The sequence below is a fragment of the Mycobacterium kyogaense genome (genome assembly GCF_003254575.1).
Classification (GTDB): Bacteria; Actinomycetota; Actinomycetes; order Mycobacteriales; family Mycobacteriaceae; genus Mycobacterium; species Mycobacterium kyogaense.
Map to the genome: position 1 here is coordinate 78,828 of NZ_QJUA01000015.1, position 22,030 is coordinate 100,857.

22 protein-coding genes and 1 pseudogene are annotated in these 22,030 nt (G+C 68.3%); 13 read left to right on the forward strand and 10 right to left on the reverse strand.

What is annotated here, in order from left to right:
* Positions 1-104 precede the first annotated feature (104 nt).
* The 3 genes from DMB80_RS12930 to DMB80_RS28120 all read left to right on the forward strand — a co-directional run bounded on the left by DMB80_RS12930 (position 105) and on the right by DMB80_RS28120 (position 2,419).
* Complete coding sequence (locus tag DMB80_RS12930; RefSeq protein ID WP_111510216.1) at positions 105-1,931, forward strand: alpha/beta hydrolase family protein; 1,827 nt, start codon at positions 105-107, stop codon at positions 1,929-1,931.
* 99 nt (positions 1,932-2,030) lie between these two features.
* Positions 2,031-2,234 carry a hypothetical protein gene (locus tag DMB80_RS12935; protein ID WP_046363917.1) on the forward strand — a complete coding sequence of 68 codons (204 nt, stop codon included), beginning with the start codon at positions 2,031-2,033 and terminating at the stop codon, positions 2,232-2,234.
* Between the two features lie 29 nt (positions 2,235-2,263).
* A complete protein-coding gene (locus DMB80_RS28120) occupies positions 2,264-2,419 on the forward strand; it encodes a DUF6131 family protein (RefSeq protein ID WP_162938518.1) in 156 nt (51 codons plus the stop codon).
* Between the two features lie 3 nt (positions 2,420-2,422).
* Here DMB80_RS28120 and DMB80_RS12940 read toward each other — a convergent pair whose 3' ends face one another.
* On the reverse strand, positions 2,423-3,079 hold the full coding sequence (locus tag DMB80_RS12940; protein WP_111510217.1) for an SACE_7040 family transcriptional regulator: 657 nt from the start codon (positions 3,077-3,079) through the stop codon (positions 2,423-2,425).
* Positions 3,080-3,178: 99 nt separating this feature from the next.
* Here DMB80_RS12940 and DMB80_RS12945 point away from each other — a divergent pair, with 99 nt between their 5' ends.
* Genes DMB80_RS12945 through DMB80_RS12965 form a run of 5 tightly spaced genes read left to right on the forward strand, consistent with a single transcriptional unit; the run spans position 3,179 to position 9,209 of the window.
* Positions 3,179-4,729: a carboxyl transferase domain-containing protein gene (locus DMB80_RS12945; protein ID WP_111510218.1), complete on the forward strand. Its 1,551-nt coding sequence runs from the start codon at positions 3,179-3,181 to the stop codon at positions 4,727-4,729.
* Positions 4,730-4,736: 7 nt separating this feature from the next.
* Entirely contained in the window at positions 4,737-6,728 is a 1,992-nt protein-coding gene (locus DMB80_RS12950) for an acetyl/propionyl/methylcrotonyl-CoA carboxylase subunit alpha (RefSeq protein WP_111510219.1), read from the forward strand.
* On the forward strand, positions 6,725-7,885 hold the full coding sequence (locus DMB80_RS12955; RefSeq protein WP_111510220.1) for an acyl-CoA dehydrogenase family protein: 1,161 nt from the start codon (positions 6,725-6,727) through the stop codon (positions 7,883-7,885). Before DMB80_RS12950 ends, DMB80_RS12955 begins: the two co-directional genes overlap by 4 nt.
* Positions 7,882-8,364 carry a MaoC family dehydratase gene (locus tag DMB80_RS12960; RefSeq protein WP_111510221.1) on the forward strand — a complete coding sequence of 161 codons (483 nt, stop codon included), beginning with the start codon at positions 7,882-7,884 and terminating at the stop codon, positions 8,362-8,364. Before DMB80_RS12955 ends, DMB80_RS12960 begins: the two co-directional genes overlap by 4 nt.
* Positions 8,364-9,209, forward strand: coding sequence for an HpcH/HpaI aldolase/citrate lyase family protein (locus DMB80_RS12965; protein WP_111510222.1), 846 nt, complete (start codon positions 8,364-8,366; stop codon positions 9,207-9,209). The genes DMB80_RS12960 and DMB80_RS12965 overlap by 1 nt, the downstream gene beginning before the upstream one ends.
* Here the strand turns inward: DMB80_RS12965 and DMB80_RS12970 are convergent.
* Entirely contained in the window at positions 9,194-9,574 is a 381-nt protein-coding gene (locus tag DMB80_RS12970; RefSeq protein ID WP_162938519.1) for a hypothetical protein, read from the reverse strand. The two genes, DMB80_RS12965 and DMB80_RS12970, sit on opposite strands and share 16 nt — an antisense overlap.
* 104 nt (positions 9,575-9,678) lie before the next feature.
* On the opposite strand from DMB80_RS12970, the pseudogene DMB80_RS28585 reads away from it, so the two are divergent.
* The 4 genes and pseudogenes from DMB80_RS28585 to DMB80_RS12990 all read left to right on the forward strand — a co-directional run.
* A pseudogene (locus tag DMB80_RS28585) lies at positions 9,679-9,792 on the forward strand (CoA ester lyase); the annotation flags it as partial.
* A 100-nt stretch (positions 9,793-9,892) separates the two neighbouring features.
* Complete coding sequence (gene pdhA, locus DMB80_RS12980) at positions 9,893-10,972, forward strand: pyruvate dehydrogenase (acetyl-transferring) E1 component subunit alpha (protein ID WP_111510224.1); 1,080 nt, start codon at positions 9,893-9,895, stop codon at positions 10,970-10,972.
* 1 nt (position 10,973) lies between these two features.
* Positions 10,974-11,993, forward strand: coding sequence for an alpha-ketoacid dehydrogenase subunit beta (locus DMB80_RS12985; RefSeq protein ID WP_111510225.1), 1,020 nt, complete (start codon positions 10,974-10,976; stop codon positions 11,991-11,993).
* On the forward strand, positions 11,990-13,123 hold the full coding sequence (locus DMB80_RS12990) for a dihydrolipoamide acetyltransferase family protein (RefSeq protein WP_111510226.1): 1,134 nt from the start codon (positions 11,990-11,992) through the stop codon (positions 13,121-13,123). Before DMB80_RS12985 ends, DMB80_RS12990 begins: the two co-directional genes overlap by 4 nt.
* A 3-nt stretch (positions 13,124-13,126) precedes the next feature.
* On the opposite strand, the gene DMB80_RS12995 is transcribed toward DMB80_RS12990, so the two are convergent.
* Together DMB80_RS12995 and DMB80_RS13000 are read right to left on the reverse strand one after the other, a co-directional pair.
* Positions 13,127-13,879 carry an enoyl-CoA hydratase gene (locus tag DMB80_RS12995; RefSeq protein ID WP_111510227.1) on the reverse strand — a complete coding sequence of 251 codons (753 nt, stop codon included), beginning with the start codon at positions 13,877-13,879 and terminating at the stop codon, positions 13,127-13,129.
* A 4-nt stretch (positions 13,880-13,883) separates the two neighbouring features.
* A complete protein-coding gene (locus DMB80_RS13000) occupies positions 13,884-14,414 on the reverse strand; it encodes a hypothetical protein (RefSeq protein ID WP_111510228.1) in 531 nt (176 codons plus the stop codon).
* A gap of 94 nt (positions 14,415-14,508) precedes the next feature.
* Here DMB80_RS13000 and DMB80_RS13005 point away from each other — a divergent pair, with 94 nt between their 5' ends.
* Positions 14,509-15,600, forward strand: coding sequence for an acyl-CoA dehydrogenase family protein (locus DMB80_RS13005; protein WP_240431164.1), 1,092 nt, complete (start codon positions 14,509-14,511; stop codon positions 15,598-15,600).
* 7 nt (positions 15,601-15,607) lie between these two features.
* Here the strand turns inward: DMB80_RS13005 and DMB80_RS13010 are convergent, their stop codons facing one another.
* The 6 genes from DMB80_RS13010 to DMB80_RS13035 all read right to left on the reverse strand — a co-directional run bounded on the left by DMB80_RS13010 (position 15,608) and on the right by DMB80_RS13035 (position 22,030).
* Complete coding sequence (locus DMB80_RS13010) at positions 15,608-16,462, reverse strand: IclR family transcriptional regulator (RefSeq protein WP_240431165.1); 855 nt, start codon at positions 16,460-16,462, stop codon at positions 15,608-15,610.
* A 109-nt stretch (positions 16,463-16,571) separates the two neighbouring features.
* Positions 16,572-17,858: a histidine phosphatase family protein gene (locus tag DMB80_RS13015; RefSeq protein ID WP_111510230.1), complete on the reverse strand. Its 1,287-nt coding sequence runs from the start codon at positions 17,856-17,858 to the stop codon at positions 16,572-16,574.
* 93 nt (positions 17,859-17,951) lie between these two features.
* Positions 17,952-18,704: an acyl-[acyl-carrier-protein] thioesterase gene (locus DMB80_RS13020; RefSeq protein ID WP_111510231.1), complete on the reverse strand. Its 753-nt coding sequence runs from the start codon at positions 18,702-18,704 to the stop codon at positions 17,952-17,954.
* Between the two features lie 11 nt (positions 18,705-18,715).
* Entirely contained in the window at positions 18,716-20,077 is a 1,362-nt protein-coding gene (locus DMB80_RS13025; RefSeq protein WP_111510232.1) for an HNH endonuclease signature motif containing protein, read from the reverse strand.
* Between the two features lie 31 nt (positions 20,078-20,108).
* A complete protein-coding gene (locus tag DMB80_RS13030) occupies positions 20,109-20,705 on the reverse strand; it encodes a class I SAM-dependent methyltransferase (RefSeq protein WP_111510233.1) in 597 nt (198 codons plus the stop codon).
* A gap of 5 nt (positions 20,706-20,710) precedes the next feature.
* Positions 20,711-22,030: a PE-PPE domain-containing protein gene (locus DMB80_RS13035; RefSeq protein ID WP_111510234.1), complete on the reverse strand. Its 1,320-nt coding sequence runs from the start codon at positions 22,028-22,030 to the stop codon at positions 20,711-20,713.

The following is a 22,030-nucleotide window of genomic DNA, read 5'->3' on the forward strand; positions in this document are numbered from 1 at the left end:
GGTACCTGTGGCGGCGAGCCGGTGGCCCGAGGCGCCGGCCGGGGTCGACCGTGTGAGAATCGAGCACCGTGGCACAGCAGGTTCGTCGGGTTTACGGGGCGTCGATGTCCCCCGACGCCACCGCCTTCGCTCATCTGGTCGACGACGGGGGATACCCGCGGGCGGTGCAGCGGTTCCTCCGGGGCTGGCGAGCCAGCTCGTCGCGCGACGTGGAACTGCCGGTAGACGGGCCGGTGACCAGGGTCCTGCATTCGGCCGACGGCCACTGGTTGGCCTGTCAGGTCGCACCCGAAGGTGGCACCCGAAGCCAGATCTGGGTTGTCACAACCGATCCCGACGACCGTGCGGCACGTCGCATCGATCACTGGCCGTCGGGAGCCGACGGCACCGCTGAGCTGATCAGCTGGGACGGCACCCGGGTTGCGGCGATCCTCACCGGCGAGGACGGTGTGGGCAGCTCGTGTCTGATCGATCCGTCGGACGGTTCGACGATCGTGCTCGACAGGCGCTCGGCGGGCCGTCTGGTCGACGCATGGTGCGGCGCGTCGCTGGTGCGGGTGGGGCCGCGCGGCTACCGCGATCTCATCATGCTGCGCGGACTCACCGAGACCGGCCTGCTGCCTTTCGATCCCGGCTCCACCACCGACACCGGCATCATCCTCGACGATCACAGTCCGCGGCGGCTGCGCTACGGGCCGGAGGGCGAACAGACCAAGCTCTATCACCCGGCACGCGACTACGACGTGAACAGCACGGAAGGGTACGTGCGCGCTCTGATCCGCAGCGAGAACGGCACCGAGTACGCGCGTCTGCTCGAGGTGACCGTCACTGCCGACGGCGTCGCCTATCAGGTGGTGGCCGAGCGGGCCGGCTGTGAACTCGACGAGTTCACCGTCAGCGATGACCTCTCCACCGTGGCGATGCTGTGGAATCGTCACGGCGCCAGCGAGTTACAGATCCTCGAGTACGCCGACTACACGCTCTACGATCCGATCCCGCTGCCCGGCATGGTCGCCAGTGAACTCTCGATCAGCGCCGGCGGATCGATGCTGGCGCTGACGGTCGAGGGGCCGTCGATGCCGCCCACCGTCGAGCTCGTCGATCCGCGGACGCGTGAGTGGGAGCCGGTGGACCGCCAGCCGAGCAGCGGACCGGTGTCGGCAGACCCGACGCTGGAGACCGTCACCGCGCGCGACGGTCTGGAGTTCACCGGTTGGCTGTTCCGTCCGCCGCCCGGGGTGGCGACCATCGGCGCGATGCTGTTCCTCCACGGTGGTCCCGAAGGACAGGGCAGGCCGGGCTACAACGAGTTCTTCCCCGGGTTGCTCGAGGCGGGCATCTGCGTGTTCCTCCCGAATGTGCGCGGTTCCGGCGGCTTCGGCCGGTCGTTCATGCACGCCGACGATCGGGAACGGCGGTTCGCCGCGATCGATGACGTCTCCGACGCGGTGCGCTTCCTGGTCGACCACGAGTACGCGCCCGACGGTTGCGTCGCGTGCTGCGGCTGGTCCTACGGCGGCTATCTCACCCAGGCCGCGCTGGCGTTCCATCCCGACGATTTCGCCGCCGGCATCAGCATCTGTGGCATGAGCGATCTCAACAACTGGTACCGCACCACCGAGCAGTGGATCGCCTCGGCCGCCTACCCGAAGTACGGCCACCCGGTCAGCGATCAGGATCTGCTCGAACAGCTCTCGCCGCTGCCGCGCGCGGACGCGATCACGGCTCCACTTCTGTTGGTGCACGGCCTCAACGACACCAATGTGCCGCCGAGTGAGTCGCAGCAGATGTACGAATCCTTGGTGGCGCAGGGTAAGCAGGCTGAACTCCTGCTGTTCGACGACGACGGACACGAAATCGACAAGCGCGAGAACCGTGCCGTGTTGCTGAAGGCGATGACGAGCTGGTTGACGGCCGCGTTCGCGGGCTGAGCCGACCCTGAGCCGACCCGGCGGCGGTGTTTACCGTAATTATCTGCCGGGTAAACCCAGCTGCGCGCCAAGTGGGCGCGATGACGGAGGAGGCAGGGCATGCGAGGAATTCTCGGCGTCATTGTGCTCGTCTGGTTGTTGATCGGGGTGTTCGCCGCCTATCAGCGTGACTACTTCACCGGGGGCGAGGCCAACTGCGCCACCGCCGGGAGCATCGCGCTGACGGTCGTGGCCGGACCGCTCAACTACGCGGGTGTCAATCCGAAGGTGACGGATTGCAATGTGCCTCAACCGAGTCAGTAACCGCTGATCTTTCTGGGATTGGAGGAGTCATGATCGTCCTGGGCGTGATCCTGTTGCTGCTGGGCTGGTTCTTGCACATCTCGACAGTGCTCTACATCGGCGTGGTGCTGCTGGTGATCGGTGCTGTTTTCTGGGTGCTCGGGTCCATCGGTCGCCCCGTGGGTGGCCGCCGAGCCTGGTACTGACGCTCAACTGATTTCGTTCTCGGCCGAGGTCAGCGCTGCGACCGTCATTGCGCGCAAGACGGTTCGCAGCGTGGCCTCGGTCGTTTTGATGGCCGACTTCGTGGTCGCTGGTTTGACGGTGTGAGCCGTCGAGTTCAGCAGGCCGAACGTCGCGTGCGCCATCACCCGGGCCGACGCCTCGGACAGCTTCGGCCGCCGACGGCGCAGCACCCCGACCCAGACTTCCACGTACTGACGCTGCGCCCGGCGGACCTGACGCGTGGCGGACGCGGGCAGACTGTTCAGGTCGCGATCCTGGATGCGGATCAAATCGGACTCGCCGAGGGCGAAGTCGAGGTGGAAATCGATCAGGGCCGCCAGCGCGTCATCGGGGTCAGGTGCAGCGTCGGCGACCTCGGACGCGCCCGCCAGTAGCCGGGTGCTGATGCCGACCAACAATTCGGCCAGTAGCGCTTCCTTGTTGGGGAAGTGCCGATAGATGGCCGGTCCGCTGACACCTGCCTCGGCGCCGATGTCTTCCAGTCGAACCGCGAGGTAGCCGTGCTCGGCGAAGAGATGCTCAGCCGCCGCGAGCAGTTGGCTGCGCCGGTCTGACTTCGCCCGGCTGCGCCGGGAGGTGGCGTCGGTTCTGGTCGCGGCGGTGGTCACGGCGTCGGTCATGGCGCATCCTGTCGATCCGATCGTGGACAACGCGAGTTAATTGCGATTAACATACCACCAGTTAGTCGCCATTAACTCTAGTTGAGGTGGATTCCGAGGATGCCGACGCGGACATCACATCGTGACGACCATGCCGAATTGGTCGAACAGTTGCGGGAGAAGTTGGCCGCCGCGGCTCTCGGCGGTTCGCAGCGAGCTCGCGATCGGCACGTCGCGCGAGGGAAACTGCTACCCCGTGACCGCGTGGACGGTCTACTCGATCCGGGCAGCCCCTTTCTCGAGATCGCTGCGCTGGCAGCCAACGGCATGTACGACGACGAGTGCCCGGGCGCCGGCATGATCGCCGGCATCGGCCGGGTGTCCGGCCGCGAATGCATGATCGTCGCCAACGACGCCACGGTCAAAGGCGGCACCTATTACCCGGTGACGGTCAAGAAACACCTTCGCGCGCAGGAGATCGCGCTGCAGAACCGGCTACCGTGCCTCTACCTGGTGGACTCCGGCGGCGCATTCCTGCCGCGCCAAGACGAGGTCTTCCCCGATCGCGACCACTTCGGGCGCATCTTCTACAACCAGGCGACCATGAGCGCCAACGGAATTCCCCAGATCTCCGCGGTCATGGGATCGTGCACCGCGGGCGGCGCCTACGTGCCGGCGATGAGCGACGAATCGGTGATCGTGCGCAACCAGGGCACGATCTTCCTCGGCGGACCGCCGCTGGTGAAGGCCGCGACCGGAGAGGTCGTCACCGCCGAGGAACTCGGGGGCGGCGACTTGCACGCCAAGGTGTCCGGGGTCGCCGACCATCTCGCCCACGACGACCGCGATGCGCTGCGCATCGTCCGCCGTATCGTCAGCACCCTGGCGCCGAAGGCCGACGCACCCTGGGACGTAGCCGACGTCGTGGACCCGGTGGCTGACCAGAGCGAGCTCTACGACGTCGTGCCCGTCGATCCTCGGGTGCCCTACGACGTCGGTGAGGTGATCAGCCGCATCGTCGACGGGGGTGAGTTCGCCGAATTCAAGGCCGCTTACGGCACCACGTTGGTCACCGGCTTCGCGCGCATCCACGGCCATCCCGTCGGCATCGTCGCCAACAACGGGGTGCTGTTCGGCGAATCCGCGGTCAAGGGTGCGCATTTCATCGAGCTGTGCGATCAGCGCAAGATCCCGTTGCTGTTCCTTCAGAACATCTCCGGCTTCATGGTCGGCCGCGACTACGAGGCGGGCGGCATCGCCAAACACGGCGCCAAGATGGTCACAGCGGTCGCCTGCGCCCGGGTGCCCAAGCTCACGGTGGTCATCGGTGGGTCGTACGGGGCCGGAAACTACTCGATGTGTGGGCGCGCGTATTCGCCCCGCTTTCTGTGGATGTGGCCCAACGCCAGGATCTCGGTGATGGGCGGCGAGCAGGCCGCAGCGGTGCTCGCCACCGTTCGCAGTGACATGACCGCGGACGAGGAAGAGGCGTTCAAGGCACCCATCCGCGCCCAGTACGAGGCGCAGGGCAATCCGTACTACTCCACCGCCCGGCTGTGGGACGACGGCGTCATCGATCCTGCTGACACGAGAACGGTTGTCGGACTGGCTCTCTCGGTTGCCGCCCAGGCGCCGCTGAACCCGGTCTCCTACGGCGTCTTCAGGATGTGACCTCCCCATGACAAAAAGCTTCGATACGGTTCTGGTGGCCAACCGCGGGGAGATCGCGGTCCGCGTCATCCGCACGCTGCGGGCGATGGGGATTCGGTCGGTCGCTGTGTTCAGCGACGCCGATGCCGGCGCCCGGCATGTCGCAGAGGCAGACGTCGCGGTGCGCCTGGGCCCGGCGCCGGCCCGGCAGAGCTATCTGTCGATCGACGCGTTGCTGTCCGCGGCAGAGCGTACCGGCGCCCAGGCGGTGCACCCCGGATACGGGTTCCTCTCGGAGAACGCCGCATTCGCCCACGCCCTCGACGCCGCGGGGATCACCTTCATCGGACCGCCGACCGCCGCGATCCGCACCATGGGGGACAAGATCTCTGCGAAGGCCACGGTGTCGGCCGCTGGAGTTCCGGTGGTCCCGGGCATCTCGCGGCCCGGCCTCACGGATGACGACCTGATCGCGGCTGCCCCGCAGATCGGGTTCCCCGTGCTCGTGAAGCCCTCGGCGGGCGGTGGCGGTAAGGGTATGCGCGTGGTGCACGACGCCGGCGAACTGCCCAGCGCGTTGGCCAGTGCGCGTCGGGAGGCATCCTCGGCATTCGGCGACGACACCCTGTTCCTCGAGCGTTTCGTGCTCAACCCGCGCCACATCGAGGTGCAGGTCCTCGCCGACACCCACGGCGGCGTCGTGCATCTGGGGGAGCGCGAGTGCAGCCTGCAACGCCGGCACCAGAAGGTCATCGAGGAGGCGCCCTCACCGCTGCTCGATGCCGCGACGCGGGCGCGCATCGGCGCTGCGGCGTGCGACACAGCGCGCAGCGTGGCCTACACAGGAGCCGGCACGGTGGAATTCATCGTCTCGGCCGATCGGCCCGACGAGTTCTTCTTCATGGAGATGAACACCCGGTTGCAGGTGGAGCATCCGGTGACCGAGATGGTGACGGGCCTGGATCTCGTTGAGCTGCAAGTGCGTATCGCCGCAGGAGAGGAACTTCCTGTCGGCCAGGACGACATCGCGATGCATGGACACGCGGTCGAAGCACGGATCTATGCCGAGGATCCGGCCCGCGGATTCCTGCCGACCGGCGGCACGGTGCTGACGCTGCGTGAACCGGCAGCCCGGGGAGTCCGGGTGGATTCGGGGCTGGCCGCAGGCACGGTCGTCGGCAGTGACTACGATCCGATGCTGGCCAAGGTGATCGCCCACGCCGAGGACCGGACCAGCGCGCTGCGATCACTGGATGCCGCACTCGCCGACACCGTGGTCCTGGGGCTGACCACCAACGTCGACTTCCTGCGATTCCTGGTGGCCGACCCCGACGTGGCGGCAGGCCGACTCGACACCGGGCTGCTCGATCGTCGCCTCCCGGACTACGCACCGACGCCGCCGCGGGAGGACGACCTGATCGCCGCCGCCGCGTACCGGTGGCTGACGAGCTGGCCGGCGCAGCCCGAAAGCCCCTGGGCAGTGCCCTCGGGCTGGCGCATCGCGCATCGCGCGCCGATACCGATCCGGCTGCGTGCGGGCGACCGCACCGACCACGTCTGGCTGACCGGCGTGCCGGAGGCGGCGACCGCGACCGTGGAGAACGGCGAAACCCGGTCACTACGGGCGCTTCTCGACGACTCGAGGCTCGACGTCACGATCGACGGTCTGCGCGTCGAGTACCTCGTCGCCGACGAGGGCGGGTCGATATGGCTCGCCACCGAGGGCCGGGTGAGCATGGTCGAGGAGGTTCGCGAAGAGCCGGTGCGGCCGGACGACGCACACAGTGGCGACGCCGAGCTGACGAGCCCGATGCCCGGCGCGGTCGTGGCGGTCGGCGTCGAGGACGGCGCCCCGGTCACCGCGGGCACCGTCGTCGTCACCGTCGAGGCGATGAAGATGGAACATGCACTCACCGCGCCGGTCGACGGAGTGGCCGAACTCCTCGTCGGTGCGGGCGAACAGGTGAAAGTGGGCCAGGTGCTGGCTCGGATCACGGCGACCAAGGAGCAACCGCAATGACAGACTTCCTCTCGACCGGCACGCTGCCCGACGACTACGCGCAGTTGGCCAAGACCGTCCGCGACTTCGCGCAGAGCGTCGTCGCCCCCGTGGCGGCCAAGCACGACGAGGAGCACTCGTTCCCCTACGACGTCGTGGCCGGCATGGCCGACATGGGCCTGTTCGGGCTGCCGTTCCCCGAGGAGTACGGGGGTATGGGGGGTGACTACTTCGCGCTCTGCCTCGCGCTGGAGGAACTCGGAAAGGTCGACCAGAGCGTGGCGATCACGCTGGAGGCGGGGGTCTCGCTGGGCGCAATGCCGGTGTACCGGTTCGGCACGGAAGAGCAGAAGCAGGAGTGGCTGCCGCTGCTGGCATCGGGAAAGGCGTTGGGCGCGTTCGGTTTGACCGAGGCCGGCGGCGGCAGCGATGCCGGTGCCACCAAGACCACTGCACGCCTTGACGACGGGCACTGGATCATCAATGGCAGCAAGCAGTTCATCACCAACTCGGGCACCGACATCACCAAGCTCGTGACCGTCACGGCCGTGACCGGAGACAACGGCGGTAAAAAGGAGATCAGCTCGATCCTGGTGCCGGTGCCCACGCCCGGTTTCACGGCCGAACCGGCGTACAACAAGGTCGGCTGGAACGCCTCGGACACCCATCCGCTCAGTTTCGACGATGTCCGCGTCCCGCAGGAGAACCTGCTGGGGGAGCGGGGCCGCGGGTACGCGAACTTCCTGCGCATCCTCGACGAGGGGCGCATCGCGATCGCCGCGCTGTCGGTGGGTGCCGCCCAGGGGTGCGTCGACGAATGCGTGAAGTACTCCAAGGAACGGCATGCCTTCGGGCGCGCGATCGGCAGCAACCAGGCCATCGCGTTCAAGATCGCCCGGATGGAGGCTCGCGCGCACACGGCTCGCGCGGCGTACTACGACGCGGCCGCGTTGATGCTCTCCGGCAAGCCGTTCAAAAAGGCTGCGGCCGTGGCCAAGCTGGTGGCCAGCGAGGCGGCGATGGACAATTCCCGTGATGCCACCCAGATCTTCGGCGGCTACGGCTTCATGAACGAATACCCGGTGGCGCGCCACTACCGCGACAGCAAGATCCTCGAGATCGGTGAGGGCACAACGGAAGTCCAGCTGATGCTGATCGGACGGGAGCTGGGCCTGTGACGCGGGTGGTCGTGCAGCGGGGTCTGTGGTTCGAGGAGTTCGACACCGGTGTGCTGTACCAGCATCGGCCTGGTCGCACGATCACCGAGGCCGACAACGTCTTGTTCACCACGCTGACGATGAACACGCAGGCGCTGCATCTGGACGCCGCGTTCTCCGACGCGCTGCCGCCGTTCCATCAGCGCCTGGTCAATTCGATGTTCACGCTGTCGACCCTGGTGGGTCTGTCGGTGGCGCAACTGACGCAGGGCACGATCGTCGGCAACCTCGGGTTCGGTGAGGTGGCTTTCCCGAAGCCGCTGTTCCACGGGGACACGCTGTACGCCGAGACGGAGGTGACCGACAAGCGGGAGTCCAAGAGCCGCCCCGGTGAGGGGATCGTGACGTTCGCGCACACCGGCCGTAACCAGCACGGTGACATCGTCGCCACCGCATCACGCAAGACCATGGTGCGCAAGCGTCCTGACGGGGAGGCGTGATGCTCGCCGCTCCCGGTCCGGGCTGGCTGTTCTGCCCGGCCGATCGCCCGGAACGCTTCGAGAAAGCCGCGGCGGCAGCCGATGTCGTGATCCTCGATCTCGAGGACGGCGTCGCGGGGAAGGACCGCACGGCGGCCCGGGCCGCGCTGATCGAGACCCCGCTGGATCCGGCGCGCACCGTGGTGCGCGTGAATCCGGTCGGCACGGCGGATCACGCCGAGGATCTCGCGGCGCTCGCCGAGACCGACTACAGCACCGTCATGCTGGCCAAGACCGAAACGGCCGAGCAGGTGGCCTCATTGGCGCCCCGCGACGTCGTCGTCCTCGTCGAGACGCCGCTGGGCGCCCTCGCGGTGACCGAGACCGCTCGGGTCGAGAACACCTACGCGCTGATGTGGGGCGCGGAGGACTTGTTCGCGGTGACCGGGGGAACCGCCAATCGCCGGCCCGACGGCTCCTACCGCGACGTGGCCCGCCACGTGCGCTCGCAGACCCTGCTCGCCGCCAAAGCCTATGGTCGTCTCGCGCTGGACTCGGTGTACCTCGACATCAGAGACCTCGACGGGCTGCGCGCCGAGAGTGATGACGCCGTCGCGGTCGGGTTCGACGCCAAAGTCGCGATCCACCCGACGCAGGTCGCGGTCATCCGGGCGGCCTACGCACCCACCGAGTCGCAGATCGACTGGGCGCACCGGGTGCTCGACACCGCGCGCACCCAACGGGGCGTCTTCGCTTTCGGCGGCATCATGGTGGATGCCCCAGTGCTGCGGCGGGCGGAGCGCATCGTCGCGTTGGCTGCCCACCCCGGTGGTTCCGACGCCGGCGCCGTTCAGGGGAACGTGTAGATGCAGTGCCCACTGCCACCGATCGGCTGAAAGGCCACGATCTCGTCGTCCAGCGTGATGGAGCAGCCCGGCCCCGGCACGTCTCGGCCGGTGGCCACTACCTGGAGCATCGTGACGTCAGGACCGATGTCGATCGCCCGGGTGAACGGCAGCGGCGTGTGATCAGGCACCAGGCCGGTGTCCGGGTCGGTGACGATGCTGAACACCTCCCCGCTGCCGAATGCGGAGAAGACCACGTGATGGGTGTCAGGGCCGTAGGGCAGCGGTTCGGCAACGGCGGGCGCCGACAGGGCCAGGCCGAGCGCCCCGATGACTGGCACGACTGTGGACGCGGCCAGTCTGGTTTTCGTCAGTGTGAGGACCATTCGGTGTTCGCCTTCCGGAAAAGTGGGCTGATGGGGTAGCAGTCGCCACTCTGACGGGCCGCGATGGATCTGGCGCGAGTAGTCCACTACCCGATTGGTCGGGTGACACGGCTCGAACGCGAGCGGGCCTCTTCGCCGTCGGTGGCATCATGGTGAGTGCCCCAGTGCTTCGGCGGGCGGAGCGCATCGTCGCGTTGGCGCCCCACCCCGGCAGCTGACGGACAGACCTCCCACCAGAGGTCAGCACCGACCGCCCTTGCGCTGAGCACCTCAGTCGACTGCCGGCGCGATCCGCCGGCAGTGACCCTAGGAGGCGGTATGGCCGGTGTTGTGGAACCGATTTCGCTTGTTGCGCCCGATGGCGCGCCGACGGCGGAGGCCCGATACCGAAGACAGCTGCCGCCCGAGACCCTGGCCTGGCTCTACGAGTCGATGGTCGTCACGCGCGAGCTCGACACCGAGTTCGTCAACCTGCAGCGGCAGGGCGAGCTCGCGCTGTACGCGTCGTGTCGCGGGCAGGAGGCGGCGCAGGTCGGCGCGACCGCCTGTCTGCGCAAGAGCGATTGGTTGTTCCCGCAGTACCGCGAACTCGGCGTGTTCCTGGTGCGCGGGATCTCCCCGCCGCAGATCGGCGCCCTGTGGCGGGGCCGGTGGCACGGCGGCGTGGGCTTCACCGACAAGTGCTGCGCCCCGATCTCGATTCCGATCGGTACGCAGGGTCTGCACGCCGTCGGTGCCGCGATGGCCGCGCAGCGGCTCGGCGAGGACAGCGTGACCGTCGCGTTCCTCGGTGACGGCGCGACCAGCGAAGGCGATGTGCACGAAGCGCTGAACCTCGCGTCGGTGTACCGAGCGCCGTGCGTGTTCTTCGTGCAGAACAACCAGTGGGCGATCTCCGTGCCGGTGCACCGCCAAGTGGCCGGGCCGTCGATCGCCCAGCGCGCCGACGGCTACGGCATGGCCGGTGTGCGCGTCGACGGCAACGACGTGCTCGCCTGCTTCGCGGTGATGGCCGAGGCGGCTGCCCGCGCCCGTGCCGGCGGGGGACCGACGCTGATCGAGGCGGTCACCTACCGGATGGGTCCGCACACCACCTCCGATGATCCGTCCCGCTACCGCGATGCCGACGAGGCGGAGCACTGGCGGGCAAGGGATCCCATCGACCGGTGCCGCACCTACCTCAACGGCGAAGGCGTGTGGACGCAGCGTTTGGAGGACCGCGTCGCGCACCGGGCGCAGCGGTTGCGCAGTGAGCTGCGGGAGGCCGTGCTGAGCGAGCCGGACGCCGCGATCGAGGAGGTGTTCGACACCGTCTATCACCGCATCACACCGGATCTGGCCCGCCAGCGGGACGCCCTGATCGCCGAACTGGCAGCCGACACTCTCGAGGAGGCCTGACATGACGCAGCTGATCGAGCGGCCCTTCGGGTTCGACGACGATGTGCCGGAGGTGGAGACCCTGTCGATGGCACAGGCCATCAACCGAGCTCTGTCGGATGCGATGCTCGCCGACGACCGCGTGGTGGTGTTCGGGGAGGACGTCGCCACGCTGGGTGGTGTTTTCCGCGTCACCGACGGATTGGCCCAGAGATTCGGTGACAGCCGATGTTTCGACACCCCGCTCGCCGAGTCCGCGATCGTGGGCATCGCGATCGGGATGGCGATCCGTGGATTCGTGCCCGTGCCGGAGATCCAATTCGACGGTTTCGCCGCGCCGGCGTTCGACCAGATCGTCAGCCACCTTGCGAAGTATCGGATGCGCACCCACGGTGACGTCGACATGCCCGTGACCATCCGCATCCCGTCGTTCGGCGGAATCGGTGCGGTCGAACACCATTCGGAATCCACCGAGACCTACTGGTTGCACACGGCCGGGTTGAAGGTGGTCGTCCCGTCCACACCGGCGGATGCGTACTGGCTGCTGCGGTACGCGATCGCCGAACGCGATCCGGTGCTCTTCCTGGAACCCAAACGCCGCTACTGGGCCCGAGAACCCGTCGACACCCGCAACCCGGCGGAACCGCTGGGCCGCGCGGTGATTCGCCGAGCCGGTGAGGACGTCAGCGTGATCACCTACGGCCCGCTGGTCGCCACCGCGCTGACCGCAGCGGAAACAGCCACTGCCAGCGTCGAAGTCATCGATCTTCGAACGCTCGATCCCTTGGACATGGCCACGGTGGCCGCGTCGGTGCGACGGACCGGACGGGCCGTGGTGATGCACGAAGGCTCGCGCACACTGGGTTTCGGTGCCGAACTGGCGGCCCGCATCCAGGAGGAGTGTTTCTACGAACTGGAAGCGCCGGTGCTGCGCGCCACCGGATTCGACACGCCCTACCCGCCGGCCCGGCTGGAACGACTGTGGCTACCCGGCGTCGACCGGCTCCTCGACTGCGTCGACGACGCGATGAGCCGGCCATGAGCACCGCGCGGGATTTCCTGGTACCCGATCTCGGTGAGGGTCTCGAGGACGCCACGATCACCGGCTGGGCCGTCGCCGTCGGCGACGAGGTGGCGCTGAACCAGACGCTCTGCACGGTCGAGACCAACAAGGCCGAAGTGGAGATCCCCAGCCCCCATGCCGGGCGGGTCGTCGAACTCGGTGGCGCCGAGGGGCAGACGCTGCCGGTCGGTGCGCTGCTGGTGCGGATCGAAACCGACGGCTCCGCGCCGAAGCGCACGCCCGTCCTGGTCGGCTACGGCGCCGATGACGCGCTCGACGGCAGCCGCCGGCGCGCCAGAGCCAAGCCGCCGGTACGCAAGCTGGCCGCTGACCTCGACGTCGACCTCGGCCGCGTCGACGGGTCGGGGCCCGAGGGCATCGTCACCCGCGCCGACGTGCTCACCGCAGCCGGGCTGGCCGCCGATGCGCCGGTGACCGGGGTGCGGCTGGCGATGGCGCGGCGAATGGCTCTGTCGCGCAGCGAGATTCCCGATGCTCATGCGTCGGTGGAGGTCGACGGCACCGAGTTGCTCCGGCTGCGCGAACACTGCGTGTCCGCCGGCGCGACATCGGTCACCCCGTTCGTCCTGGTGCTGCGGCTCACCGTCGCGGCGTTGTGCAGACATCCCGAACTCAATGCCACCTGGCTCGACACCGTGGACGGGCCACGCATCCACAGACACTCCGCGGTCCACCTGGGCGTCGGGGTGGCCGCGCCGCGCGGGCTACTGGTGCCGGTGGTTCCCGACGCCCACAACCGGACCACCCGGCAGCTCGGCGACGACGTGGCACGGCTCGTGGCGGCGGCCCGCGAGGGAACGCTCGCGCCGTCGCAGATGCAGGGCTCGACGTTCACGGTGTCGAACTTCGGGGCGCTGGGACTCGACGACGGGGTGCCGGTGATCAACCACCCCGAAGCCGCGATCCTGGGCGTGGGCACCGTGAAGCCGCGCGCCGTGGTGGTCGACGGCGAGGTGGTGGCGCGGTCGACGATGCGACTGACGTGCGCGTTCGATCATCGGGTCGCCGACGGCGCCCAGGTGGGTGCGTTCCTGTCCGAGCTGCGGTCGTCGATCGAGTCGCCGGCGACGGCGCTGCTCGATCTGTAGCGGCTAGCGGCGTTTCGCGGCGGCCAGGCGTTCGGCGAACTCGGGAGACTCGATCGAGCGGGCCTGAGGTCCGATCTCGACGTCCACGGCCATGTGGTGCTGATGCATGTCGGTGATCCCGGGGTTGAACGTCGCGCGCATCGACGCCTTGGTCGCGACGACCACGTCCCGTGGCGCCGCCGCCGGTCCGGCGGCCAGGGCGCGTGCCGCCGCCACCGGATCGTCAGCGACTTCGAGCGCCAACCCGTGTCGCACGGCAGCCTCGGCGTCGAAGCGCAACCCGAACAGCAGCGCGGCGCGCGCTGCCTGCGGTCCGATGGCGCGCTGCAGCATGAACGTCGCGCCGCCACCGGGATGGATGCCCAGCTTCTGGAACCGCGGATCGAACAGCGCCCCCGGGCCGGCGATCCGCACGTCGGCGGCCAGCGCGAGGTTCAGGCCAGCACCGACGGCGGGTCCGTTCACCGCGGCGATGGTCGGCAGACTGCATTCGGCGACGGCGAGAAAGCCGTCGTAGATCACCCGGAGCCCGTCCTCGGTGGCCTTGCCGAGCGCGGTCAGGTCAGCGCCCGCGCAGAAGGCTTTTCCCGCGCCGGTGACGATGACCGCGTGCACGCCCGGGTCGGCCTCGGCGGCCTCCACGGCGGTGCGCAACGCGGCCGAACTCTCGGCGGTGACGGCGTTGCGGCGATCGGGGTCGTTGACGGTGATGAGTGCCACGCGGTCGGTGACCTCGCTGAGTACCAGATCGGACATCCGCTCAGCGTAGCGAGGCGGCGATGTCGTCGAACACGTGAACGGCCCGCCGTGCACCGGCGTCCACCTCACCCCACCGCCGCGTCGCGGGGTCGTCGGCGTCGAGTGCGTGCCTGCTGTGTTCGAGTAGCCGGTCAGCGGCTGCTCGAGCGCGCGCCACGACCTGGCGGCACACCACCACGACCTGCTCGAGATCGGCATGCGCGATGGCGAATTCGGTGAGCTGGAGTTCGGCGGCGTCGATATCGGATGCCGCCCGCGCGACCTGCGCGGCATCGGAATCCGCGGTCGCGCCGCCATGGTGGGCCGCGAGATGGCTCCGCAATTGCTCGACATGTCGAAGCCACATGCCGTGGGCCGATCCGACCACCACCGCGGTCGCCCCGGTGACGGCGCGGATCGTCCGGCTGCGGTCGAGGGGACGTTCGTCGCCCGCGTCGAACGTCGCTTCGAGCCACGCTCGGGAACTGTCGTCGACGGCGAGTTCGCGGATGCGGGAGACGAATTCGCGAATCGGCCTTTCCGGACCGGTCATACCGACCTTTCTCACGGGAAGTGGTAAGCATGATCGTGGCACGGAGAACAGGTCGGTGATGTCGAGTCCGTCTACCCCATCTGTTCTCGACGCGGTGCGATCTCTTCTGCCTGCCATCGCGGACGCCGCGGCCGATGTCGACCGGCACGGCGCGGTGCACTCGGATGTCATCGATGCGCTGCACCACGCGGGCTATTTCGCTCTGCTGCAGTCGCAGGCCGTGGGCGGCCTCGACGCTGATCTCGAGGTGTACCTGGCCGCGACGCGCGAACTCTCGACGGCATGTACGTCCACAGGGTGGCTGGCTGGGTGGCTCGCCGTGAACAGCTGGGGACTGTCGATGCGCGACCCGCGAGTGCTCGGCGAGATCTGGGGAACCGATCGCCGTGCGCTGCTGTGCTCGTCGTATGCCCCGACGGGTCGTCTGCATCGACGGGACGGCGGCTTCTGGCTGTCCGGCCGGTGGTCGAGGTGCACCGGCGCCAGACATTCGTCGTGGTTGAGCGCTGCGGCGCTGCGGGTCGGCGCCGACGGTGCGGCGCAGGACTTCATGGCCGTGCTGGTGCCCAGAGCCGACTACGTCGTCGAACCGACGTGGAACGGCTTGGGTCTGAGGGGGATCGGCGCTGACGACGTGGTGGTGGCCGGTGCGTTCGTACCGGATCATCGGGTTTTCAGCTGGCTGCACCTCGACCGCGAGGTGTCCGCGACGGCACTGGATCGGCTACCGCAGCCGACGGTGTTCACGCTCGCCGGAACCATGCCGCTGCTGGGTGCCGCCCAGCGCGCCCTGCAGAGTGTGGGAGGGGGCGCGGGACGCCCGGCGTTGAGTTCTATCGCCATGGCGGCCACGGACATCGAGCTGTCGCTGCTCCAGCTCCAGCGGGATGTGGCCGATCTCGTCCGGTGTGTCGAGGACGGAGGGCAGCCCGATACCGCGTTGGTGTTGCGGACCCGGCGCGATCAGGTGATGGCGTGCGAACGGGCGGTCGGCGCGGTGCGAGCGGTGGTGCAGGACGGGGGTCAGGACGAGGACCGGGACGAGGACCACGACGAGGCGCTGATGGAACGGCTGTGGCGCGATATGCAGACGGCACGCAAGCACGTGTCGAGCAATGTGGAGCAGGTGCTGTCCGTCGCCGGCCGATCTGCGTTGGGGCTCACCGTCGATGACCTGATCTGGTGATCGGTGCTCACACCCAGTCGTCGGCGGACAGCGTGCGCAACACGCGGGACAGCATGTCGTCGGTGACGGCGGCCAGATCTGCCTGCACACCCGTGGGGGCGACGGTGTCGCCCAGTCGGTCGGCGATTCCGCGAGCGGCGCGGGTCAAAAACGGTGCCACTCTCTTCAACCGCTCGGCGGGGGCGGGGCCGGTCAGAGAGATTCCGGCGATGTGGCCGGCCGGCGTGCGAATCGCGGCAGCGATGCTCGCCAGCCCCACCGTGAGTTCCTGATCGTCGTAGGCGAGTCCGTGCCGCGCGCGAATTCGTGCCAGCTCTTGATGCAGGGTGGGGAGGTCGCCGATGGTGGCCGGGGTGATCTTGCGGAGCGTCGCATCGAGGAGGGCATCGATGTCCTCGGCAGTCATCATCGCCAGCGCGGCCTTGCCCAGTGCGCTGGCGTGGGCGGGACTGCGCCCGCCGACGCCGACGGGAACCACGACTCCGCCGCCACCCGAGATCTTGTCGAGGCAGGAGATCTCGGCGCCGTCGAGCACGCCCAGATGCACGACCAACGTGGTGTCGTTCTGCAGGCGCTCCAGGACAGGCGAGGCCACCCGGCGCAGGGCCTGATGATCGTCGGAGACCGGCAGCGATGCGGCGGTGCGACAGTAGCCGTCGGCGCGGTGCTCCAGCAGTCCGGCGCCATGGAGCTGAGTCAGGATGCGGTGTGTGGACGAGCGGGGGAGCCCGGTTCGGGATGCGATCTGATCGAGCCGCAGCAGAGTCGCTGCTGAGTCGAACGCAGTGAGGATCAGCGACACCCGGGCCACCATCGACGCAGGTGCACCGTCGGTGTCGATACCGGTCTGCCGCGCCACCACCTCGGTCACGGTAGCGGCGGCGGACCGACGGCGGTGCGGATTCGCGACACGATCAAGCCCCTCCGCTGTCCGGCGGAGGGGCTGATCGGCGATTCTTCCTAGTGGCGTGTCACGCCGCGGCGTCGTGGGTTCCTGCACCTTTGCCCGCGTTGTCTGCGCCGGCATCCGCTGCGGTGGAGGCTGTGCCGCGGCGCTTGCCGAACGGCTTCGAGGCTTTCCTGGTGGTGTCGGCCGTGGCGTCGACTGTTGCCCCGTCGCGTTCCTGCGCAGCCTCGAGCTTTCTGATCCGGTTGCGTTTCGGTGTCGGCGCGGCTGTGTCGTCGGACGCCTCGCTGGCTTCGGTCTCCTCGGCCTTGATGACTTGCGCCCGGGACACATCGGACTTCTCGGCGGACTTCTCGGTGGCGGGCACGAGGGCCGGCGCCGGGTCGGCTTTCGTGCCCAGTCCCGCGATGATCTTGGCCCGAACCGCGCGGTGATACTTCGAGATCGAGAACGCCGCGTCGGTGACACTGTGATTGAGCGCGTTCGCGATGGTGGCGAGGTCGCGAGACTGGAACGAGGCGACGAACTCCTGTGCGCTCGCGGCGAGTTGACGATTCAAGGTTCGTCTCTGGCGTTGCACCTCGGCGACGAAGGTCGGCTCCGGCGCGAACAGCCTGCCGTTCCAGTTAACCAGGGTCCAGCCGTCCTCGGCGTTTCCTTCGACGATCACGTACTGGGCGTTGCCCAGAGGTGCGGTTCGCAGGAGGTCGATCTTCTGTGCGGCCGTGAGGTTCTGGGCGTTCATCATCGTCCAGAACATGATGGCGCCGCCGTGGGAGAACACGGCAGCGTTGCGGTCACCGTTGTCGTAGATCGTGGCGAGCGCCTGGTCGACGCGAGCATCGAATTCGTTGCCGTCGATCGAGCCGGGGATCCGCAGGTTGCGATTGCCCTGGACAGCCCACGCCAACGGGTAGAGGCCGTAGCCGCTGGATGCCTGACTCTCGGGCGTCCCTTCGAACACGCCCGCTTCGATCTCCTGCAGGCCGGGCAGAACCTGGATGGGCAGCCTCAGGTCCCGGGACATCGGAGCCGCAGTGAGTTGCGTCCGGACCATCGTGGAGGCGTAGATGCCGTCGTAGTTGTTGTCCTCGAGCAGCGCCGCCACGGCCTCGGCTTGCAGCTGGCCCTTGGCGGTCAGCACCGGCCCGGGTGTCGAGGTGTCGATGTTGCCCGACGCATTGCCCGCCGACTCTCCGTGCCGGATGAAGGTCACCCTCATCAGTTCGGCGGCGCTGGCCGGCACCGCGGCGCCGATCAGCAGGCCGGTGACGGCCAATGCGACTCCGAGCAGGTGACGCACCGTGCGTCGCTGCCCGTGGGACGCGTCCGGAACAGACGCCTGTTTCATGAAGGGTTCCTCCCGCCGTTGGTCAAGGTCGTGTTCACCGTGATCGGCGGGTCAGGTGGGAACAAGGCGCAGTCCCACTGATCGAGACCGGAGTCAGAGACTCCGAAGCAGTGCCGCGGCGCGGACCTCGTCGTCCACGGTCAGCGCGATGTGGACGTCGTCACCCTGGCGGGTCCATCCGAGGGTGACGTCCTCGCCGTACTTGATCGGCTTCCGGTATTCGATGACGGCTCGATAGGGCGGCGCGCACACCTCTGGCGCCAGCGCCATCACTTCGTGAATGGCATGCCAGTAGGCAGTGTTGGTCACGTGCTCGAACAGGTCGATATCCGTGCGCCGCAACGCAAATGGCGCGGTGTGTTCGACCGTCTCCGGGTTCTTCAGCCACGGCCGCCATTTGAGGCGGTGCTCGGAGGTGGTGGTGCCGAACTTCTCCAGCAGGGTGTCGGTGGCGCGCTGCGGTGTCAGCGTCTTGGCGTTCATCGCGATCCAGAAGCCCTCGGTCTCGATGCGGCCGCCGTCGCTGCCGACGAGGTCCACCCGCATGGTGCACCAACGCAGGGACAGGGCCGAGCACCATCGGCTGAAGGTCACCTCGTTGGGGAATTCGATCGGTTCGATGACGTCGATGACCGTGCGCTGCACCAGCCAGTGCGGGTGCTCTTCCGCCTCGCCCGCGTCGACGAGATTCTCTGCACCCACCTCCTGGATGTAGCGGGCCACGCCGTCGAGGCGCAGGTTGAGGTCGTCGCCGACGTCGCCCGTCGCGACGCGCCACCCCGTTCGATAGACGTATCCGGACTCGGGCAGCGGGCTCAGTCGGCGGTCGACGTCTTCAGTGCTCATCGCCGGTCAGCCTACGGTCCGTGGTCGTCTTCGGGCAGGAGGTGGCGGTCGGGGTGGTGGTAGCCGTTCACGCGGCGTCGGCCGCCAGTGTCGAGGTCGGGTGGGGGTAGCCATTCGGTCTGGCCGCGGTTGTTGACTGTGGTGGTCCAGCCGGTCTGTTCGATCATGCGATTGTCCGGCCCACAGGCGAGGGTGAGGTTGGTGATGTCGGTGACCCCGCCGCTCTTCCAGTCGTCGATGTGGTGGACCTGGGTCCAGTAACCGGGCACGGTGCAGCCGGGCCGGGTGCAGCCGCGGGCGGAGGAGTGCAGCATGATCCGCTGCGCCGGGCTCGCCAACCTCTTCGTCCGCCCCAGATACAGCGGCTGATTGGTGTGCTGATCGAATACCGCAAGATAGTGGTGGGCATGGCTGGCCATCCGGATCAGATCCGCCATCGGCAACAGGGAGCCGCCGCCGGTGACCGCCACCCCCGCGGACCTCTCCAGTTCCTGCAGCGTGGTCGAGACGATCACGGTGACCGGTAACCCGTTGTGGGAGCCGAGATCTCCGGAACTGAGGGCCATCCGCCCGACGGCCAGCCACGCGTCGTGATTGCGCTGCGCCACGCTGCGGCTATCACCCCGCACCTTTTCCAGGTCGGGTTCTGCGTCGACACAGGGTGTCTCGTCGTCGGGGTTGCACATCCCCGGCGCGGCGAGCTTGGCCTGGATGGCTTCGTACGTGGCCCGTGCTTCCGGGGTGATCCAGCCCGAGAGGCGGCTCATCCCGTCGGCCTGCTGCTCACCCAGTGTGATCCCGCGCTTGCGGGCGCGGTCGGCGTCGGTGGGTTCGGGACCGTCTTGGTCGATCATCGCCGCCAACCGATCCGCAGCCTTGCGCAGATCCTCCGGCGTCAATCCGGCCCCGAGCGACGCCAACTGTCGATCCGCGGCGGCGCGGGTGTCGACATCGACCCACATCGGCAGGTCCTCGTGGAACGTCGCGATCACCGCGACATGCTCGCCGTCCAGGGTGCCGGCGGCTTGTGCGGCGGCGGTGGCCTCCCAGACCGGCGGCAACGGTTCCCCGGTCAACGCTTGGCGCGGACCCAAGGCCGCAGCCTCAGCCAGGCGGCGTTTCGCGTCGCGCTCCGAGACCCGCAGCGCGGTCGTCAGCACCTTCTTCCATGACGCTTCACCGAGCCGACGCGGCTCCGTCTCCGTCGTGAGCCGAGCCAGGATCTGATGCTCGAGCGCCGGGGCAGATCGCACCACCGCCGTCACCTCAGACAACAGAACCACCAACTCCGGGTGGGTCAGCGTGTCGCAGGCCTCAGACAGGATCGCGAGCTGAGCCCGCATCCCCTCCACCGCACCCGCGACCACATCCATATATCGAACACTAGTTCGACCCACCGACAAGTCAGGTCTCGTGTCTCCTCTGCCACCGCATCAGGTAGCGGTAATACAGCGTGCGGCGGATCTGGACGCCCGGCAGGACCTCCTCGGCAACCTGGCGGATCTCGGTCAGGCCTTCGCGTGGTTCCGCGACGGCCACGCCGATGTCTCGCGTCTCGCGGTGCCACCGCGAGCCCAGACGCACCGCGGGTAGGCACAGCGCCGACCACGCCCAGTCGGCCACGGTCGTGTTCGCGCTCAGTCCGACCACGGCGAGTTCGCCACCGGGCCGCAGCATGCCCTTCGCGGCAGTCAGCGCCTCGCGCAGATCGAGGTGGTGCAGGCTCGCAACGAAGGTGATGAGGTCGAATCGTGGTGTGTCCGAGGCGTAGTCGGCGAAGGTGCTCTCCGTGACCCACACTCCGTCGACGTCAGACAATCGGGCGCGCGCTCGCCGAACGACCGTCGGGTCGGGATCGATTCCCACGACCGAGCGCGCGAGCGGCGCCAGACGTTCGACGAGCAGGCCCTCGCCGCACCCGACGTCCAGAACGTCGCGGCCGCGCGCGAGTGCCAGCACCCACGGGTGATATGCGGTGTTGTGGTTCCAGTAGTCGGCCATACGCCTCAGTCGGCGGTGTCGGCGCCATCCGCTGCTGCAGCGTCACGCGAGCTGTCGGTGTTCGACTCCTCTGTCTGCTCAACGGCTTTCGAACGCGAAGCCTCCTCGCGTGCGGCGGCGCGCTCACGGATTCGCTCCTGCCGACGCTCGCGCCGCGTCTCTTTCGGAGTGGCGGCGTCGTCGGCCTTGTCGGTCTCGGCCTCGTCGGCGAGCTTGGCCACCTGGTCAGCGTCAGAATCTCTGTCCGACAAAGCCTTCAGGCCGTCTCGGATGGCTCCGGGCACCTTGGACACGGTCTCTGCGAACTCACCGACCGTGGGCATCAGCCGCGCTGGGCGGTAGCGACTCGGGTCGGAAGAGATCGGGTTGTTGTCGTAGTAGGCCGAATCGACGATGACCTTCAGCAGTGGCTCGCTGACGTCGGCGATCGCGTCGCCGAACGGCACCACGTCGCGGATCAGCCGCGCCAACGGCAACTCCTCGGTGGTGTAGGTGACGTAGGTGGTGTTCCCGCGGGTGGTCACGTAGGCGAGCACCCGGTCACCGTCGGGAGCGTCGCACCTGGCGTCGTCGCACGGCAGCGCCTCGGCTCCGCTGGCCAGCACCGCACACGTGTTCGCGCCGCCGCAGGAGACGGTCGGCCGGCCCTCGTTGTCGACGGGTAGGTCGATCTGCTCCTGCTCGCGGTAGCCGTACAGGTACGCGACCAAAGAGTTCACGTGCGCGACGAGGTTCAGTAGATCCGCCGGCGCGTTCGAGTTGTAGTTGTACTGATAGGCGATGTCGACCACCGCGGCGGCGGCCGTGTCCGTCGGCGACGGGAACGGGTTCACCCCGATCAGCGAGAACCACGGATAGCGCGTGCCGAAGCCGCCGTCGGGCCGGGAGACGTTGTTGTCGAGAACGAACACGGTCGACGGCAACATCGGATCCGCTGCACCGTCCAGGCGGGAGAGCACCAGGCTGGCGTTCGCCGCGCCCCAGCCCGACGACAGCACCGCGTTGTCCTCACCGGAGTGGGCCCGTAGCGCGGCGTCGATCGCGCGCGGCCCGCCACCGAACGGGACGCCGACCAGATCGGGACCCGGTTGGCCGCCGGGGTTGTACGGCGCCTGGTTGAACAGTCCGCCGAAGAAGTTCTCGTTGCCGCTGCCGTCAGGGTGCGTCGAGCTGCCCACCACGATGAGCGCGGACAGGTCCACCGGGAGCGCGGAGAGCGCCGTCGGCTGCACGGAAGCGACACCGCCGACCGTTGCTGCGACCCCCATCGCGGCCGCACTGACGATGCCGGCCTTGACCCTGCTCGATCGACGGACTTTGCCCAT

Excerpts from the sequence above, each read along its gene's own strand:
- DMB80_RS12950 (WP_111510219.1), top strand. The coding sequence starts at position 4,737 with ATGACAAAAAGCTTCGATACGGTTCTGGTGGCCAACCGCGGGGAGATC.
- DMB80_RS13000 (WP_111510228.1), bottom strand. The coding sequence starts at position 14,414 with ATGACCGGTCCGGAAAGGCCGATTCGCGAATTCGTCTCCCGCATCCGC.
- DMB80_RS12995 (WP_111510227.1), bottom strand. The coding sequence starts at position 13,879 with ATGTCCGATCTGGTACTCAGCGAGGTCACCGACCGCGTGGCACTCATC.
- DMB80_RS13035 (WP_111510234.1), bottom strand. The coding sequence starts at position 22,030 with ATGGGCAAAGTCCGTCGATCGAGCAGGGTCAAGGCCGGCATCGTCAGT.
- DMB80_RS12945 (WP_111510218.1), top strand. The coding sequence starts at position 3,179 with ATGCCGACGCGGACATCACATCGTGACGACCATGCCGAATTGGTCGAA.
- DMB80_RS12955 (WP_111510220.1), top strand. The coding sequence starts at position 6,725 with ATGACAGACTTCCTCTCGACCGGCACGCTGCCCGACGACTACGCGCAG.
- DMB80_RS12985 (WP_111510225.1), top strand. The coding sequence starts at position 10,974 with ATGACGCAGCTGATCGAGCGGCCCTTCGGGTTCGACGACGATGTGCCG.
- DMB80_RS13025 (WP_111510232.1), bottom strand. The coding sequence starts at position 20,077 with ATGGATGTGGTCGCGGGTGCGGTGGAGGGGATGCGGGCTCAGCTCGCG.
- DMB80_RS12935 (WP_046363917.1), top strand. The coding sequence starts at position 2,031 with ATGCGAGGAATTCTCGGCGTCATTGTGCTCGTCTGGTTGTTGATCGGG.
- DMB80_RS28120 (WP_162938518.1), top strand. The coding sequence starts at position 2,264 with ATGATCGTCCTGGGCGTGATCCTGTTGCTGCTGGGCTGGTTCTTGCAC.
- DMB80_RS12970 (WP_162938519.1), bottom strand. The coding sequence starts at position 9,574 with ATGGTCCTCACACTGACGAAAACCAGACTGGCCGCGTCCACAGTCGTG.
- pdhA (WP_111510224.1), top strand. The coding sequence starts at position 9,893 with ATGGCCGGTGTTGTGGAACCGATTTCGCTTGTTGCGCCCGATGGCGCG.
- DMB80_RS13030 (WP_111510233.1), bottom strand. The coding sequence starts at position 20,705 with ATGGCCGACTACTGGAACCACAACACCGCATATCACCCGTGGGTGCTG.
- DMB80_RS13020 (WP_111510231.1), bottom strand. The coding sequence starts at position 18,704 with ATGAGCACTGAAGACGTCGACCGCCGACTGAGCCCGCTGCCCGAGTCC.
- DMB80_RS12930 (WP_111510216.1), top strand. The coding sequence starts at position 105 with ATGTCCCCCGACGCCACCGCCTTCGCTCATCTGGTCGACGACGGGGGA.
- DMB80_RS12940 (WP_111510217.1), bottom strand. The coding sequence starts at position 3,079 with ATGACCGACGCCGTGACCACCGCCGCGACCAGAACCGACGCCACCTCC.
- DMB80_RS12965 (WP_111510222.1), top strand. The coding sequence starts at position 8,364 with ATGCTCGCCGCTCCCGGTCCGGGCTGGCTGTTCTGCCCGGCCGATCGC.
- DMB80_RS13015 (WP_111510230.1), bottom strand. The coding sequence starts at position 17,858 with ATGAAACAGGCGTCTGTTCCGGACGCGTCCCACGGGCAGCGACGCACG.
- DMB80_RS12990 (WP_111510226.1), top strand. The coding sequence starts at position 11,990 with ATGAGCACCGCGCGGGATTTCCTGGTACCCGATCTCGGTGAGGGTCTC.